At 67.9% G+C, this 15,929-nt stretch carries 15 protein-coding genes; 4 read left to right on the top strand and 11 right to left on the bottom strand.

Translation table 11 applies throughout. From position 1 onward, the window contains the following. Positions 1 to 20: 20 nt before the first annotated feature. The 3 genes from AB0H21_RS34215 to AB0H21_RS34205 are packed head-to-tail and all read right to left on the bottom strand — an operon-like array spanning position 21 to position 3,625. Complete coding sequence (locus AB0H21_RS34215; RefSeq protein ID WP_358525204.1) at positions 21 to 1,097, bottom strand: ABC transporter permease; 1,077 nt, start codon at positions 1,095 to 1,097, stop codon at positions 21 to 23. A gap of 4 nt (positions 1,098 to 1,101) precedes the next feature. Then, a complete protein-coding gene (locus AB0H21_RS34210) occupies positions 1,102 to 2,628 on the bottom strand; it encodes a sugar ABC transporter ATP-binding protein (RefSeq protein ID WP_358525202.1) in 1,527 nt (508 codons plus the stop codon). Further along, a complete protein-coding gene (locus AB0H21_RS34205; RefSeq protein WP_358525199.1) occupies positions 2,618 to 3,625 on the bottom strand; it encodes a sugar ABC transporter substrate-binding protein in 1,008 nt (335 codons plus the stop codon). Before AB0H21_RS34205 ends, AB0H21_RS34210 begins: the two co-directional genes overlap by 11 nt. 271 nt (positions 3,626 to 3,896) lie before the next feature. Here AB0H21_RS34205 and AB0H21_RS34200 point away from each other — a divergent pair, with 271 nt between their 5' ends. The 3 genes from AB0H21_RS34200 to AB0H21_RS34190 all read left to right on the top strand — a co-directional run bounded on the left by AB0H21_RS34200 (position 3,897) and on the right by AB0H21_RS34190 (position 7,249). After that, positions 3,897 to 5,633: a helix-turn-helix domain-containing protein gene (locus tag AB0H21_RS34200; protein ID WP_358525196.1), complete on the top strand. Its 1,737-nt coding sequence runs from the start codon at positions 3,897 to 3,899 to the stop codon at positions 5,631 to 5,633. 132 nt (positions 5,634 to 5,765) lie between these two features. Next, entirely contained in the window at positions 5,766 to 6,413 is a 648-nt protein-coding gene (locus AB0H21_RS34195) for a TetR/AcrR family transcriptional regulator (protein ID WP_358525194.1), read from the top strand. An 80-nt stretch (positions 6,414 to 6,493) separates the two neighbouring features. Further along, positions 6,494 to 7,249 (top strand): methyltransferase domain-containing protein, encoded by a 756-nt coding sequence (locus AB0H21_RS34190; RefSeq protein ID WP_358525192.1) that lies wholly within the window; start codon positions 6,494 to 6,496, stop codon positions 7,247 to 7,249. Here the strand turns inward: AB0H21_RS34190 and mftF are convergent. From mftF to mftA, 6 genes are read right to left on the bottom strand one after another with little or no spacing between them, the layout of a single operon-like run. Beyond that, a complete protein-coding gene (gene mftF / locus AB0H21_RS34185) occupies positions 7,204 to 8,682 on the bottom strand; it encodes a mycofactocin biosynthesis glycosyltransferase MftF (RefSeq protein WP_358525189.1) in 1,479 nt (492 codons plus the stop codon). The genes AB0H21_RS34190 and mftF overlap by 46 nt on opposite strands. Next, a complete protein-coding gene (locus AB0H21_RS34180) occupies positions 8,679 to 9,494 on the bottom strand; it encodes a mycofactocin-coupled SDR family oxidoreductase (protein ID WP_358525187.1) in 816 nt (271 codons plus the stop codon). Before AB0H21_RS34180 ends, mftF begins: the two co-directional genes overlap by 4 nt. After that, complete coding sequence (gene mftE, locus AB0H21_RS34175; RefSeq protein ID WP_358525184.1) at positions 9,491 to 10,246, bottom strand: mycofactocin biosynthesis peptidyl-dipeptidase MftE; 756 nt, start codon at positions 10,244 to 10,246, stop codon at positions 9,491 to 9,493. Before mftE ends, AB0H21_RS34180 begins: the two co-directional genes overlap by 4 nt. After that, the gene (gene mftD / locus AB0H21_RS34170) at positions 10,239 to 11,426 is read right to left on the bottom strand and encodes a pre-mycofactocin synthase MftD (RefSeq protein WP_358525183.1); all 1,188 of its coding nucleotides are present in this window, start codon (positions 11,424 to 11,426) and stop codon (positions 10,239 to 10,241) included. The genes mftE and mftD overlap by 8 nt, the downstream gene beginning before the upstream one ends. Positions 11,427 to 11,442: 16 nt before the next feature. After that, entirely contained in the window at positions 11,443 to 12,963 is a 1,521-nt protein-coding gene (gene mftC / locus AB0H21_RS34165; protein ID WP_358525181.1) for a mycofactocin radical SAM maturase, read from the bottom strand. Continuing rightward, positions 12,963 to 13,061: a mycofactocin precursor MftA gene (mftA, locus tag AB0H21_RS34160; RefSeq protein ID WP_358525178.1), complete on the bottom strand. Its 99-nt coding sequence runs from the start codon at positions 13,059 to 13,061 to the stop codon at positions 12,963 to 12,965. Before mftA ends, mftC begins: the two co-directional genes overlap by 1 nt. 111 nt (positions 13,062 to 13,172) lie before the next feature. On the opposite strand from mftA, the gene mftR reads away from it, so the two are divergent. Continuing rightward, a complete protein-coding gene (gene mftR, locus AB0H21_RS34155; RefSeq protein ID WP_358525175.1) occupies positions 13,173 to 13,763 on the top strand; it encodes a mycofactocin system transcriptional regulator in 591 nt (196 codons plus the stop codon). Positions 13,764 to 13,829: 66 nt separating this feature from the next. Here the strand turns inward: mftR and AB0H21_RS34150 are convergent, their stop codons facing one another. Together AB0H21_RS34150 and AB0H21_RS34145 are read right to left on the bottom strand one after the other, a co-directional pair. After that, entirely contained in the window at positions 13,830 to 14,429 is a 600-nt protein-coding gene (locus AB0H21_RS34150) for a cupin domain-containing protein (RefSeq protein ID WP_358525173.1), read from the bottom strand. 207 nt (positions 14,430 to 14,636) lie between these two features. Further along, complete coding sequence (locus tag AB0H21_RS34145) at positions 14,637 to 15,842, bottom strand: extracellular solute-binding protein (protein ID WP_358525171.1); 1,206 nt, start codon at positions 15,840 to 15,842, stop codon at positions 14,637 to 14,639. Between the last annotated feature and the right edge of the window lie 87 nt (positions 15,843 to 15,929).

Here is a 15,929-nt window from a genome sequence, read left to right as displayed (position 1 = left end):
GCCTGCTGTCGGTTCGGTGGTCAGATGGCTGCGGTCTTGAGGCGTCGCTGGTTGAACGCGTCGAGCAGAACCGCGAGGAAGATGAGGGCGCCCTGGATGAACTGGACCCAGAACGGGCTGACGTTGAGCAGGGTCAGGCCGTTGTTGATCACGCCGATGAGCAGGATCCCGATGAGGGTGCCGATCATGCTGCCCTTGCCTCCGAAGAGGCTGCAGCCGCCGATCACGACGGCGGCGATGACCTGGAGTTCGAGGCCGGTGCCGGCTGTCGGAGTGGCTGCGCCGATCCGTCCGACGAGGATGAGGGCGGCGACGCCGGCGCAGAGTCCGGCGATGACGTAAACGATGAACAGGATCTGCTTGTCCCGGATTCCGCTGAGACGTGCTGCCTGCCGGTTGCCGCCGATGGCGAAGATCTTGTGGCCAAGGGTGGTGCGGGTGAGGACGAGGTGTCCCGCCGCGAAGACGACGAGCATCGTGATCAGCGGGACCGGGACTGCTCCGATTTCGCCTCCACCCAGCCAGGTGAGGGTCTCCGGGAGGCCGTAAACGCTCTGGCCTTCGCTGATCTGGAGCGTGAGTCCTCGGCCCATACCGAGTGAGGCGAGCGTGACGATGAACGGAACGAGTCCGAGCCAGGCGACCGAACTGCCATTGAAGGCGCCGACCGCGACGGCGAGCAGGACGCACAGTGCGACGCCCAGGAGCGGCGGGAAGCCCTTGTTGACGGCGGTCGCTGTGACCATGCCTGCGAGCGCGACGTTGGATCCGACCGACAGGTCGATGCCGCCGGTGATGATGATGAAGGTGGCGCCGACCGCGGCGATTCCGACGACTGAGGACTGCGCCAAAACGTTCGTCAGGTTGCGCTGTGTCAGGAATGCGTCAGACAAGACGCTCATGGTGACGCAGACGCCGATGAGTGCGACCACGATGGGTGCGCGCGGGTGCTGGGCCACCTTGATGGCGAAGTCGGTAGGTCGCCATTCGGTCTTGGATGAGTCTGGGGGCGTGGCGACTGTGGTCACGTCGTTCTCCTTGCTGGTGACCATCTGTGGGCCGTGGGCTGGGGGCTGCGCGGTGCGGTGGTCGGCCATGGCGTCATCCGGCTGCTGCGAGGTGGAGTGCTCGTTCGCGGTCGAAGTCGGCTCGGGCGATCTCGGCCACGACGCGGCCGGCACGGAGTACGTAGATCCGATCGGCGACGGCCAGCACCTCGTCGGTGTCCGAGCTGGTGATGACGACGGCTGCTCCGCCTTCGGCGAGTGAGAGCACGTGTTCGTGGATGCCCGCTTTCGCCCCGACATCGACCCCTCGGGTCGGGTCGTCGAGAAGCACGACGAGAGGTTCGGCGCCGGCGACTCGCGCGAGGACGACCTTCTGCTGGTTTCCGCCGGACAGGCCTCGGACCGGCTGTCGCCGGTCACGGGTCTTCACGCCGAACTCGTCGATCGACCGGTCGGCGAATCGTGCTTTTCGTCTGCCGTTGATCCAGCCTGCGCGTGAGAACCGCTTGTACAGGCCGTACCCGATGTTGTCCTCGACTGAGCTTTCGAGGACAAGGCCTTCGCGTTTGCGGTCCTCTGGTGCGTAGACGACCCCGGCCTTCGCGGCAGCGTGCGGCGAGCCTGGAACGGGTCGGCCGTCGACCTTCACGTCACCGGAGCGTCGCTCGGCCGCACCTGCGATCGCTTTCAGCAGTTCGGTTCGTCCGGCTCCGGCGAGTCCGACGAGTCCGACGATCTCACCGGATCGCGCGTGCATGGTCGTATTGGCGACCCCTGGAGCATTGAGGCCCGCGACCTCCAAGCGAACATCGCCGATGGCGCGTTCGCGCCACGGGTAGGCATGTTCGAGGTCCTTGGCCAGCATCGTCCGGACGAGTCGTTCCTCGGTCCATTCGCCGACGGGTGCGTCCGCGACGAGACGTCCGTCGCGGAGGACCGCGATCCGATCGGCGATCTCGAAGAGCTCGTCGAGGTGGTGGCTGACGTAGACGATCGTGACGCCTTGGCGGCGGAGATCGCTGACGATGTCCAGAAGGCCGCGGACGTCTCTTTCCGGCAGCGATGAGGTGGGTTCGTCGAAGACCAGTACCTTGGCACGCCGTGAGAGGCCGCGGGCGACCTCGACGAGCTGCCTTTGCGCCATGGACAGGTGCCGCATCGGCTGGTCGACGTCGATGTGGCCGAGTCCGACCCGTTGAAGTGCGGCAACCGCCTCCATCCCGGCCGTTCGGCGGCTGACCAAGCCGAACCGGGACGGGAGCCGGGCGAGAAGCAGGTTGTCGACAACGCTCATGTCGGGGACGTCGGTCAGTTCCTGGTAGATGACGCTGATTCCGGCATCGATGACCGCACCCGGCGTTGAAGGCAGTCGCGCCCCATCCAGTTCGATGTGGCCCTCGTCCGGAAGTTCGGCTCCGGACAGGAGCTTGATGAAGGTGGACTTACCGGCTCCGTTTTCGCCTGCCAGGGCGGTCACCGTCCCCGGGCGCAGGGTGAGAGAGACGTCTTGGAGTGCGTGTACGCCGGGGTAGGACTTCGAGGCGCCGACGATGTCGACGCACCCGAGCGTGCCGGCCTCGTCCGCCGGTCCGACGGGTGTGGTGCTCCGCTCAGAGCTCATCGGCCCAGATCCCGTACTTCTTGACCTCTTCGGAGTCGATGTTGTCGCGGGTGATCAGCTGGGTGCGCCAGATGATCTCCTTCTTGACCTTCTTGCCGGCCTCCATGTCGGCGACGGCGTCGACCGCCTGCTCAGCCGTCTTGATCGGCTGGAGGCTCAGAGTCGCGTCCTGGACGCCGTTGCGGATGTCGGTGATCGCGGGCTTCGAGCCGTCGGCTCCGAGCAGAACGATGTGCTTGGGGTCGCCGACGGGGTAGTAGCGGCCCTGCGACTTCAGGGCCGCGGTGACGCCGATCGCTTCGGCGTCGTTGGTGGCGAAGACGGCGTCGATCTTCGGGTTGGGCTGCAGGATGTCCACCATGAGCTTGTAGGTCTGGTCGGTGTCGTAGCCGCCGTCCTGGGAGGCAACGATCTTGATGCCCGGGTACTTGTCGATGACAGAGCGAAAGCCCTTCTTGCGGGCCTCAGCGGACGGGATGCCCGAGATGCCTTCGATCTGGACGACGTTGCCCTCGGGCTTGCCGTACTTCTTCTCGAGCTGCTGGACGATGTAATCGCCGGCCTGTTCGCCGGTGTTCACCTCGTCCATGGCGATCGTCAGCGCGACCGAAGATTCGACACGGTCGGGGACGGTGATGACCGGTACGCGGGCGGTGTCCGCGGCGGCGATCGCCGGGGCAATGGCCTTGCCGTCGGCCGGGGTGAGGATGACGTAGTCGACGCTTTGGCTGATGAGGTTCTGGATGTCGGTGACCTGCTGCGCGGCGTCGCCGTTGGCGTTGGTCGTGATCAGCTTGTAACCGTGCTTCTTGGCGCCATCCTTGAAGCCCTTGAGCATTCCAGCGAAGAAGGGGTTGGACAGCGTGTACGTCGAGTAGCCGATCGTCACACTCGACGAGCTGCCGGAGCCGCCGCCAGAGCCGGAACAGGCGGTGAGGCCGAGTGCGGCGGTACCGAGCGCGAGGACGGTGACCACCTTCATACGAAGCGGACGCATGTAGTGCTCCCTGTTGGGTGAGGCCGGCTCGCGAACTGGTTCCGCGGTCCGTTGCGCCTTCGGGTCCGCGGGTCCTTCTCCGAACGGTTCGGATCGGGCCCGGGATGTCTCCAGCAGGCGTGGCATCAGAGATTGGGCATCCATGCGGGGGTTGTAGTGTCCGATTTTGCGACAGTCGCGATTTCTTTGCCCAGGTGTAGCGATTTGGGACACACTCGAGGTCACGGATGCTGGTGGAGTCGCGGTCTGGAGGTAGGAGGACGTTGTGGGCGTGAGTGACATCCAGCGCCAGACGCGGCTGCTCCGCGAGAGCTTTCTCGGTAGCGGTGTCGCCAGCAGAGGGGTACGTCCGGAGGTCGCGTCCTCCTGGAGGCGCTCGAAGTTGGCGGGGGTCGACCCGTCTTCGGACTCGATGTCGTACCAACCGGTGGGCGTCGGCGCGAATCACTTGCTCCTGCAGGCGGCGACTCCGGTTGTGGACTGGTTGACCGGCCAACTCGCCGAGGGAATGGCAGTTGTGCTGGCCAACGCCGAATCCCGCGTTCTCGGGCGGCGAGCCGGTGGCACATCGATCTCAAGACGTCTCGACGAGCTCAACTGCAACCCGGGGTTCAGCTTCGCCGAAGAGCACGTCGGAACGAACGCCTTGGGTTGTGTGAAGGAATCCCCTGCTCCGGTCACGGTGTTGGGTTCGGAGCACTACCGCGAAGTCTTCTCCGACATGACCGGCATGGCCGTCGCTCTGCGTCATCCGATCCATCGGTGGATGGTCGGCGCGCTTTCTGTTACCTGCCGTGTCGAAGACACGAACGAGCTGATGATGCCGATCCTGTTGTCAGCGGCTCGCGAGATCCAGTCGAGGATGTATGCCGCTGTGTCGATGCGAGAACGCGAACTCCTAGAAGAGTTCCTGAAGGTATCAAAGCGCACGTCCGCTGCCGTGGTGGCGCTGAATCAGGACTTCATCATCACCAACACCGCGGCTTCGACGATTCTGAACCCGGCAGACCACACGGTTCTATGGCAGTGGGCCGCCGATGCGGTGCCGCGCGATGGGGACTACTCCGGCGAAGTGCGTCTCAGCGATGGGGAACTCGTGAGAGCCCGTGTCCGGGCTGTCGGAGGGGCGGGGGGTGGGTCCGCCGGTGTGCTTGTCGAACTGCGACAGGCCGGCGCTGAGGAGCGGACGCGCGCCGTTCCAGGTGCTTCCTTCCGTGACGGTGTTCCACTCCCTGGCCGCAGCGCGGCGTGGAAGCGTGCGCTGGAAGAATTGGAGGCCGCCGAACGGTCCGAAGCGGACGTCCTCGTGACCGGCGAAGCCGGGGTGGGGAAGTTCCGCGCGGCCGTCCAGATCTGCCGCGGCAATCCGTCAGTGGTGGACGCAGCACTGGCCTCGGTCGAAGCGAACTGGTTCGAGCGCCTGCACACCGCGTTGAGCGGTAAAGCGCCGGTGGTTCTGCGCCACGTCGATCGCATTCCTGCGGCACTCACCGCCCCCGTGGCAGCACTCCTAGAGGCTCCGAAACCAGCCCGGATCATCGGAACCTGTACTGATGTGTCCGGCACGCGGTTGGCTGACTTCTTCGACGCACGTGTCGAACTACCGCCCCTGCGAAATCGTCTTGAGGACATCGCGGACATCGCACCGGCACTGCTGCGCGGCACGCGGGGTCGGCCCGCCCCGCGCCTGCAAACGCCTGCCTTGCAAGCGCTGATGGCGCAGCAGTGGCCGGGGAACGTGCGTGAGCTGGGGTCGGTGCTGAAGAGCGCCCGTGTCCGCGCGATGGGCAGCGACATCGCTCTGACTCACCTGCCCGGCGAGTATCGAGCGGCTCCGACAACGCGGACACTTCTCGGCCTCAAGAAGACGGAGCGAGATGCCATTCTCGACGCGCTCGCAGAGGCGGCCAGCAACAAGCATCTGGCGGCAGAGCGGCTGGGGATCGCGCGCTCGACTCTCTATCGGAAGATGCGCGCACTAGGTATCGACCCCAAACGCCGCGGATAGCAACGCATACGACCCATCGCCGCTCGATCGGCTCTTACTAAGGTAAGATCCGCAGGCGACGTGCACCGCGAACATGCGCGCTCGACCCAACCGGGAGTCCGAGCGAGCACCGCGGTCAGGAGGGAACAACCGGTGGGGACGGAGCGCTGGCGTAGCGCGGTCGAAGATTTCGAGGGTCACCTCAAGGAGCTCGACTGGACCCACCAAACGCCGTCACGGCGCGCCATCCTGGAGGCGTTCCTCCAGCTGGCCACCGAACACGGTTTCAACTCCGTCTCGATGCGCATGATCGCCAAAGAAATGGCCATCAAGGCCCCCAGCTTGTACGCCCATTTCCCGGAGGGACGCGACGAGATCGTCGCCGAGTCCCTCCGGTGGCACTTCTATCTGTTCGCGACGGCACTTCTGGACGAGCTGCGCGACGTCTCCGACCCCAAGGACGGGTGGCACCGAATGGTCAAGGTCCACCTCACCCGGCAGGTCCAGCTGCCCGAGAGCAATCTGTGGGACCTGCTGGTCGCGACCGACCAGTTTGTGCACTTCCTTCCCCCTGCTTTGCGCGAGGAGCTCGACGCCTGGGTGGACCTGTACGAAGCGCTCTACCGCGCAGCCGCCCAAGACATGGGATACGGCCCGTCAGTCCAGCAGGTCAAGCTCGTGATGACGGTTCTGGAAGGCGCGAACCGCTGGGTGATGTGGGACGGCAGGCCGAAGTCGCTGACCGCAAGCGTCCAGATGGCGAACACGGCGACGCTGGCCCTCCTCGAGCTCGTGCGCTAGCGTCGCCTGAAATTGGTCAGAACTCCTGTGGTGGCGAATACGATCGGAGACGGGCGACACACCATCGGGGGATCTTCCACGTGAACCGCGCCATACCGACCAACCGCTCCATCCGTTCCGTGGACGACGTCATGGACCTCATGGACCGACTCTTCGCCTCCGACGGGGACCGCTGGACGGCCAACGCCTCGACCTGGTGGGACGACTTCTACACCGACCGCTCCAAGCCGGTCCCCTTCTTCGCCACCAAGCCCGACGAGAACCTCGCGTCCTACGTGAACCGCGGACTCCTCACCCCGGGGCGCGCGCTGGACCTCGGCTGCGGGCCGGGCCGCAACGCCATCTACCTGGCGTCCGCCGGTTTCGAGGTGGACGCCGTCGACCTCTCCGCCACCGCCGTCACCTGGGCCGGCCAACGCGCCCGCGAGGCCGGCGCCGACGTCCGCTTCCTCCGCGGCGACGCCTTCACCCCCGGCCTGCTCACCGGCCCCTACGACCTGGTCTACGACTCCGGCTGCCTGCACCACCTGCCTCCGCACCGCCGGGTCACCTACCGCGCCCTCCTGGACCGCGTACTCGCCCCCGGCGGCCACTTCGCGCTCACCTGCTTCGCCACCGGAGCGGCCGTGGGCTCCGAACTCCCCGACGACGCCCTGTACCGCGACGGCCACCTGCACGGAGGACTCGCCTTCACCCCGGACGACCTCCGCTGGCTCTTCCACGACCTCACCGAGGTAGAACTCCGCCCCATGACCGAACACCCCGAAACCGCCGACGTCTTCGGCCTCCCCTACCTCCTGACCGCCCTCTTCCACCGCCCGATCGCCACCTCATAGCGCGCCAGGTTGAATCGAGCCCCTTGAATGTCGGGGAGCAGGGCTCTTGGTGAGCGGCCGCGGATCGCGCCGTACCAGACGCCGCAGCCGTACGCGGCGTCGTCCAGGCGGCGGGCGAGGGCGTACCGGAACGGGTCGAGGCGGGCCCTGGTACGCCGGAGGTCGACCACGGTGTCGAGCACGGTGGCCGCGATCATTGCCCGGCGTAGTCTCCTGGAGAACAGGCAGCCGACGGCGGCGAGTGGCCACCAGTGGCGCAGGAGGAGCGCGGCGGTCTGCCACGCGGCGGCGACGGCCCCGTCGGTGGTCAGGCGCAGGGCGAGCCGAGTCGGGTGGTCGCTGCCCTTGACCTTGGCCGAGATCCGTGTGGTGGCCACGGCGAAGATCATGCCGGCGACCGGGAGTGACCAGCGCCGCTGGGCGAGCAGCGCGAGGGCGAAGCCCGCGCTCCAGGGGGTCAGTACGGCCGGTGCGACGTTGGAACCGTGGCGCTGGGCGAGCAGATGTGCGCCTGTGCCGTAGAAGGCCTTGCGCCGCAGCCAGTCGCGGACGGCCGTGCGGTGCTCGTGCCGGACGATGGAGGAGGGCTCGTAGCGGATGCGCCACCCCTGGTTCGCGAGGAGCCAGACCAGGTCGACGTCCTCGCCGACGCGCATTTCGGCAGTGAACCCGTGGCCCAGCGCGTCGACCCTGGCCAGGAGGCAGGCGCTGGGAACCCAGGAGACCGGCGCGCGAGGGCGGACGATCCCGGGTTCCGTGCCGAGGTCGAGGGAGGAACGCGCGTCCTCGTAGCGGCGGATCCACGGGTCCCGGCCCGGCAGTCGCAGCCCCAGCACGCGCGGGGCGGCCATGGCTACGCGGGGGTCGGTGAAGTGCCGGAGCAGGATCGGCAGCGCGTCGGTTTCGAGGACGACGTCGGAGTCGACGAAGGCGACGTAGGGGGTGGTGACCCGGCGCAGGCCCGCATTGCGTGCGGCAGCGGGCCCAGCGTTCTGGGCCAGTGGTACGAGCTCGGCGTGATGCGCGGACGCCACCTCGGCGATGGCGGCGAGGTCCTCCGAGGCGTCGTCGACCACGATCACGCGGTGCCGGTCGGCGATGCAGGCCAGCAGCCTGTTCAGCGCGGCGGGGCGGTCGCGAACCGGTACGACGACCGTCACCTGGGACAGATCGAGGTCGGGTAGCTCCTCGACGACGGGGTCTGCCATTCCGGTCTCCAGCAGCCGGTCGGCGAGCGTGGCGGAGGCGTGGTCGCGCACCCGTACCGTGCGGTCGACGATCAGTTCTCTTGCCCGGTCGGCCAGGTGGGCGACACGCGTTGGCGTGCCACCGACGAGGGTGCGACCGCTGTCGCGAACGCGGACGTGACGGTTCAGCCGGACGGCGAAGCCCTTCGGCAGCGAGTCGGAAGCGGGGTGATCGGCACCGCTCATGGGGTGAATCCTCCGTCCGCCGACACCACCGACCCGTTGACGACGCCTCCCTCATGAGAGCAGCAGAATGCGATGGTCTCGGCGATCTCAGCAGGGTCGATCAGGCGGCGCAGCAGCTGAGACCGCGCGAAATCGTCCACGCCGTCCAGGCCGTACACCTCGGCGGTGGCGGTGAGCATAGGCGTACGGGTCGAGCCGGGAGAGACGGCCGCCGCCGTTACCCCGGTGCCCACCAGGTCGGCCGCGAGCCCGCGCACCAGCCCGACCACAGCGTGCTTCGCCATCGTGTACGCCGCCAGGCGGAACAACCCATGCGAGCCGGCGGCCGAGGCCACCGCGACGAAGCGGCATCCGCCCGGCTCGGGCCCGGCCAGCATATGCGGGACGCACACCGCGGCCGTGTTCCATACTCCCAGCACATCGGTCTCCCAGAGCGTGCTTACGTGTGCGGCCGGGGTCTCCCACAGTGGCAGGCCGCCGAGCATGACGGCCGCGGCGGCCACGGCCGCGTCCATTCGGCCGAAGCGGTCCATCGCCATTGCCGCGGCTCCCGCCAAGGCTTCGCGGTCGCGTACGTCCGCGATGTACGGCACTACCGCGTCGGGGTGGTCGCTCACCAGCGACTCCAGGTCGCCCATTGCCGCGAGCGGGTAGGTCACTCCGGCAGGCCGGTCCGGCCCGTCCGCCGCGCACGAGTCGACCGCGACCACGCGATAGCCCCTGGCGCACAGTGCCCGGACGACGGCGGCTCCGATTCCGCGGGCCGCCCCGGTCACCAGGGCGACTCGGAACCCGGTGCTCTGGTCGCTCACGTCCGGCATGTCGTCGCGTCCAAAGGCAGGAGGCGACCAGTGCGGTCCACCCGCCGGTGTCGGATGCGGGTGGCCACATCGTCGGCCATCTCATCGAGTAGGCAGTGGCCCTTTTCGGCGGAGGCGGTGGTGGGATCGCCGAGTATGCCGGAGGGTGATACGGCGGCGACGCCCTTGGTGGTGAGCTCGGGCATGAGCTCGGCGAGCGGGGTGAGATTGCCCGGCTCGGCCCGGGTCATGTCCACCAGGTGCGGGGCCAGGTGCAGCATGAGCGAGGTCTCGGTGTGGCCGGCGTGGGCATCGGTGTCGCCGGCCGTGCAGGGCGCCCAGACCGCGTCGTGTCCCTCGTGCCGCATCTGTACCACTGCGGCGGCGAGGCCGTCCAGGTTTCCGCCGTGCCCGTTGACGAACACGACCTGCCCGGCCCAACGGGACAGGGACCGGATGAGCTCGACCAGCAGGAGCCGGAGGGCGTCGTTACCGATGGACATCGTGCCGGGGAAGTCCTGGTGCTCGCCGCTGGCGCCGTACGCGATGGCGGGCGCCACAAGGACGGGGGCAGGTGGCCGCGCCGTGCGAAGGCGAGTGGCGGCGGCTCGCGCCACCGCCGTCGCGATCGCCGTGTCGGTGTGAAGGGGCAGGTGCGGGCCGTGCTGCTCGGTGGATCCGAGCGGCACCAGAACGGTCGGCGAGGGCGGCAGCGCGGACCACGACAGGTCCGCCAGGCCGCCTTCGTCCCCCCTCTCACTCATCGTGCGGGGAGCCGATCTCACGGGTGAAACCAGGCGGGATCACCACGTCGCCGCGTTCCAGGTCCTGGATGGACGCCCGGCCGAGTCCCAGCAGCGCCGAGTCGATCCCGCCGCGCAGAATGTCCAGCACGTTTTCCACGCCCGCCTGGCCGTTCGCCGCCAAGCCCCACAGGTAGGCGCGTCCGATCATCACCGCCCGCGCGCCGAGCGCGAGGGCCTTGACCACGTCGCCTCCCCGGCGGACACCGCCGTCGAGCAGGACCTCGACCTGGTCGCCGACCGCGTCGGCGATGGCCGGCAGGAGCCGGATGGTGGCGGGTGTGCCGTCCAGGTTGTTCCCGCCATGGTTCGACACCGAGATCGCCGTGACCCCGATGTCCACCGCACGGCGGGCGTCGTCGAGCCGGGATATGCCCTTGAGCATGAACGGGCCGTCCCACTGCTCGCGCATCCAGCGCACGTCCTGCCAGCTCGGTGGGGGCGTCTGCATCCACTCACCGTACGCCCCGAAGAACGTCGGCACCGGTTGGCCGGGCTCGGCCACGTTGGGGACGGTCAGGTCGGGCAGGTGGCCGGTCCTGGCGAAGTCGAGCAGCCACCGTGGCCGCGACAGTACCTGCGGCGCGAAGCGCGCCATCGCCTTGAGGTCGAGTCGTTCCGGGATCCACGGACTGCCCCAGTCCCTGCCATGGGAGAAGGTCCAGTCCAGGGTTACGATGAGCCCCTTGACTCCGGCCGCGCGGGCCCGCTGCATGTGAGCGGTCATGGAGTCCTTGGTGCCCATCCAGTACATCTGGAAGAAGGTCTGCGGGTTGGCGGCCACGACCTCCTCGACCGGCTTGCTGGCGAAGTTGCTCAACCCAATGATCGTTCCGCGTGCCGCGGCCGCGCGCGCCACCGCCACCTCCCCCTCCGGGTGCACGGCCTGCACCCCCGTGGGCGAGATGAGCACCGGTAGTGCGATCTGCTGGCCCATCACGGTGGTGGCCATGTCGCGCTTGGCCGGTAGATCCGCGACGTGCGGCGCGAATCCGAGTTCGGCGAACGCAGCCATGTTGTCGCGGTACGTCCGGCCCCGCTCCGACCCCGCGAGCAGCGCCGAGTGCACCGACTTCGGCAGGCGGCGCCGCGCTCTGCGCTGCGCCTCCGCCACCGTCTCGAACCATGCGTTCGCAGCCATAGGATCTCTTTCTTTGCTACACGTTGTGTGAGGGAGTGAATCCGGCCAGCGGGCTCTCCGCGCATGCATGCACGGGCGGGGCGGCGGGGCGGCGTCCGATGCGCACCGGAACCGGCCGGCTCTTAGTGTGGTGTGAGTGGTCCTGGCTGGGCTTGGGCACCGTACGGCCCGCCGCCGCGAGAGCGTCGGTCGCGTGGCCCTGCACGCATTCGGGATCGGGACCGTCCAGCGGCAGCCCGGTGAAGAACTTGGCCGCCATGCACCCGCCACGGCAGGAGTCGAAGAAACGGCATCCGGTGCAGGTGCCGGAGGTCTGCGGCGATCGCAGCTCCCGGAAGAGCTCCGAGTCGCGCCAGACGGCGGCGAACCCGCCGTCGGAGAGCACGTTGCCGGCGCGGAAGCGGTCATGGATCGCGAACGGGCACGCGTACACGTCGCCGAGGGGGTCGATGAGGCAGACGACCCGGCCCGCCCCGCACAGGTTCAGCCCCGGCAGCGACTCGCCGTAGCCCGCCAGGTGGAAGAACGAGTCGCCGGTGAGCACGTTCTCGCCCGCACGCAGCAGCCACTCATACAGCTCGCGCTGCTGGGCCGCCGTGGGATGCAGCTCGTGCCACACGTCGGCGCCCCGTCCCGACGGGCGCAGCCGGGTGAGCCGGAGCGTCGCCCCGCGCTCGTCCGCGATGGCCTTGAACTCGTCCAGTTGGCCCACGTTCTCCCGGGTCACCACCACCGACAGCTTCGCGTTGGCGAACCCGGCCGCGGCCAGGTTGTCCAGCGCCCGCATCGCCGTCGCGTACGAGCCCGGCCCGCGCACGCGATCGTTGACCTCGGGCGTGGCACCGTCAAGGGAAACCTGCACGTCGACGTAGTCGGTAGCTGCCAGGTACCGTGCACGCTCAGGTGTCAAGCGCACCCCGTTGGTCGAGAACTTCACCCCGACCTGGTGGCTCACGGCGTACTCCAGCAGGTGCCAGAAGTCGGGCCGCACCGTCGGCTCCCCGCCGCCGATGTTGACGTAGAAGACCTGCATGGCCTGCAACTCGTCGATCACCGCCTCGCACTGCTCGGTGCTGAGCTCACGCGGGTCACGCCGCCCCGAGGACGACAGGCAGTGCACACACGACAGGTTGCAGGCGTATGTGAGCTCCCAGGTCAGGCAGATGGGAGCATCCAGGCCGTACTCGAACCGCTCGACCAGCGATCCGCTCGCCGCCCCGGACCGCGCCGGGGCGGCCGCCGCCGGCTCTTCCCGCGGCCCCCTTCCCCCCGTGCGCGGTCTGATCATGTCGGCGGACGCCAGGCCCCGCAGCGCCTCGGCGTACGCCGGCCACCGATCGGTGGGAACTCCGACGTGGGCCAGCGCGGTACGGGCGTCGGGGTGGCCGGCGAGAGCGCGGACGACCGAGAGGAGTTCGGTGCGCTTGAGGAAGGTCAGACGTCGGTTGCCGAAGTGGTAGGCCAATGCCCCGAACGGCTCTGGTCGCAGGGCCAAACTGGGAGAAAGCTCCCAGGCCTCATCCAGATGATCGGTCATCAGTAGACGCCGCACATGCCGTCGATCGACACCTCTTCGATCAGCGTCTCCGCGGTGAGCTCCTCAGTCGCCTCGGCTGGGGTGACCGTGTCTTCCATGACTGCTCCTTCGTCGGGGGCGCCGCAGTTACGGCACCAAGTGCAACAAATATTTAATGCACCGAGGGCAAAAAAGGAAGACCCCATGTGAAACTGCTACCTTCAGGGCTTGTGAACAGCCGATCAAGGCAGATGACGCCGGGGCGCCGCCCCGCGACCGACCATGCCGCGATCGAGCGGGTGGCGTTCCGCCTGTTCGCCGAGCGAGGGTTCGAGGAGACGACGGTGGACGCGATCGCCGAGGCCGTCGGCATCGCGCGACGGACACTGTTCAGGTACTACCCGTCCAAGAACGACATCCCGTGGGGGCAGTTCGACGCCGGCCTCGTGCACCTGCGCGAGTTTCTGGAGGCCACGCCCCTCGACGTCCCCGTGTATGAGGCGGTGCACCGGGCCGTACTCGACTTCAATCACCTGGATGAGGCCGCGATCCCGCAGCATCGCCAGCGCATGAGGCTGCTGCTCACCACCCCTGCGCTGCAGGCGCACTCAGTGCTCAAATACGCCGCGTGGCGCCGGGTCATCGCCGAGTACGTCGCCGGCAGGTATGGCCTGTCCGCCAACGACCTGCTGCCGAGGACGGTGGGGTACGTGAGCCTGGGGATGGCGCTGTCGGCGTACGAGCAGTGGCTCGACAGCGAGGACGCCTCCCTCCCCCAACTCCTGGACTCCGCACTCGCCGGCCTTCGCCGGTACCTCTGAGGCAGAGATCCCGCCGGCCTGCGTCAGAACCGAGGCGGCGGCGAAAGGTGATCGCCGTTGGGGCGGTCAGAAGGACTTCGGGGTGTTCATCCAGATGTACTCGCTGACCCCGTCGGCGACGTTGGTGATCCGGTGCGGGATGTTGCTCTTGAACCAGATCGAGTCGCCGGGGTCGAGGAAGTACACCTCGTCGCCGAGAGTGATCTTGAAACGACCGGTGAGCACCATCGCCCACTCCTCGCCATCGTGCGTGTACATCTCCTCGCCGGTACTGGCGTCCTTCTCGTAGCGCCCGTACAGCGCCTCGAGCACTTCGGAGGCATCGGGGCTGGCCAACTCGAAACGGATCCCCTTGGCCTCGATCGACGAGCGCCCGTCGCCGGTCGAGGGCTGCGATGCGATGATGGTCTTGCGGTCGTCGGCCCGAATAACGTGCCCGTTGCTCTGCGCCGGCGAGGTGAAGAAGTAGGTGATGCTGGTGCCGAGCGCGGTCGCAAGGTGCTTCAGCGTGGAGATCGACGGCTCGGTCTTGCCCCGCTCGACCTCGCTGATCACCGAGGTCGAGACCTTGGCACGCTCGGACAGGGCGCGGATGGAGAGGCCGTGCGCGGACCGGAGTTCCCGGAGTCGCTCACCGATCGACGGCTCGTTGACCTCGTCGGTCACCTGCGCTCGCTCCCCTCTCTGCCGGTACCGGTCGCACCGGTGTTCCGCCCCGACGAGCCTTGATCGTGAGTTCGGGGGGCGTATAGGTCTATACCTTTGTGACAAGCATACTCGGACACCCTCACCTCCGGGTCGTGGCTGGGGCGCGTCGTTCGGTTCTCCGAATGCCGGCATCTCGCCGCGGCGCGTTCGGGCATCTCTCCTCCATCAGCCGAGACCCAACTTGAACTCGTTCCAGAGGTTGAGCCTGGCCTGCTGGTTCTCCGTCGTCTGGAAGAACTTCATCTTGCTGAAGAAGGCGTCGCCCGCCGCCGTCGCGGGAATCTGGGTGGCGGCAAGTCTCTCCGGCGTGAGGCCGGCCCGCTGCGCCTCGGCCGAGCCGGCCTGTTGGCTGTCCAACACCCCCGCGTTCCCGCTGGCAGTGACGAAACGGGCCTGCCACGGCACCGTCAAGGTGTAGGCGATGAACTGGTAGACCGCGTCCAGTCGTTCGGCCCCGGCCTTGGTGATGGCGTAGCTGTCGGTCCAGGCGGGCACGCCGGCACGCGGCGTGTTGTCGACGTTGAGCTTCTTGCCCTGGCCGGCGAGCGAGGAGACGCTGGTGATGTTGTTGAGGTATCCCAGCCGGGCCTCACCGTTGGCGAACTGGGTGGTCTGATCGTTGAACCCGCTGGTCAGCCGCCGGATCTGCGGACGCAGCGCCATCAGCTTGTCCTTCATCCGCGCGAAGTCGGCGTCGGAGAGGTGGTAGGGGTCGGCGATGCCGAGAGAGAGCGGGATCATCGGCAGGACCGAGACGGGGTCGTCGAACACCGAGACCTTTCGAGCGAACGCCGGGTCCCAGAGGATGTTCCAGTCGTCGACCACGCCGTCGGAATTCTTGTACTTGGAGGCAGCCGGCGAGTTCGCAACCGAGTCGTCGTATACGAGTGGTTGGTTGCCCCAGTTGTAGAGGATCCCGTACTGCTTGCCGTCGACGGTCGCGGCGCCTCGCCAGTCGAAACCCAGTCGGATCTTGTCGGACAGGCCGGGAACCCGGGCCTCGTCCACCGGCACGAGCAGGTCGGATGCGGTGTAATCGCGGTAGACACCGGCGGTGACCATTACCAGGTCGTACTGGGCGGGAGTGGCTCGGACCTTCGCGACCATCTCCCCCGCCGAGCCGGCGGTGACCGCGTTGACGGTGATGCCGGTGGCCTGCTTGACCTCGGCCAGCCAGGCCGGGTCATGGTAGGTCTCCCACGTCAGGATGTTCAGCGTCCGCTGATCACGCGAACTCGAGGCGCCGCCTCCGCCGCAGGCCGATAGCGCCGGTGCCGCAGCGACGGCCGCACCCAGCATCACGCCTCCACGCAGCAGGTTGCGTCGCGTAAGGGGGCGACCCAGCGCCCGGTCGAGCACGTTGCGTTCCATCGTGGCCTCCTAGAACTGCCGCGATCTGCCGCGGAACCCCAGTGGTCCGCCGCTCGTCTCGCCTGACTTCCGGACTCTGTGATCCGC

It is taken from the genome of Sphaerisporangium sp. NPDC051011, from assembly GCF_040653595.1.
Lineage (GTDB): Bacteria > Actinomycetota > Actinomycetes > Streptosporangiales > Streptosporangiaceae > Sphaerisporangium.
The sequence above is the reverse complement of the archived record's forward strand: the minus strand, read 5'-3'. Positions and strand labels throughout refer to the sequence as shown.

What these genes read in the sequence shown, in the direction of transcription:
- AB0H21_RS34215 (WP_358525204.1), bottom strand. Translation starts at nt 1,097, where the DNA reads ATGGCCGACCACCGCACCGCGCAGCCCCCAGCCCACGGCCCACAGATG.
- AB0H21_RS34210 (WP_358525202.1), bottom strand. Translation starts at nt 2,628, where the DNA reads ATGAGCTCTGAGCGGAGCACCACACCCGTCGGACCGGCGGACGAGGCC.
- AB0H21_RS34205 (WP_358525199.1), bottom strand. Translation starts at nt 3,625, where the DNA reads ATGCGTCCGCTTCGTATGAAGGTGGTCACCGTCCTCGCGCTCGGTACC.
- mftF (WP_358525189.1), bottom strand. Translation starts at nt 8,682, where the DNA reads ATGAGCGGTGCCGATCACCCCGCTTCCGACTCGCTGCCGAAGGGCTTC.
- mftE (WP_358525184.1), bottom strand. Translation starts at nt 10,246, where the DNA reads ATGAGTGAGAGGGGGGACGAAGGCGGCCTGGCGGACCTGTCGTGGTCC.
- mftD (WP_358525183.1), bottom strand. Translation starts at nt 11,426, where the DNA reads ATGGCTGCGAACGCATGGTTCGAGACGGTGGCGGAGGCGCAGCGCAGA.
- mftC (WP_358525181.1), bottom strand. Translation starts at nt 12,963, where the DNA reads ATGACCGATCATCTGGATGAGGCCTGGGAGCTTTCTCCCAGTTTGGCC.
- mftA (WP_358525178.1), bottom strand. Translation starts at nt 13,061, where the DNA reads ATGGAAGACACGGTCACCCCAGCCGAGGCGACTGAGGAGCTCACCGCG.
- AB0H21_RS34145 (WP_358525171.1), bottom strand. Translation starts at nt 15,842, where the DNA reads ATGGAACGCAACGTGCTCGACCGGGCGCTGGGTCGCCCCCTTACGCGA.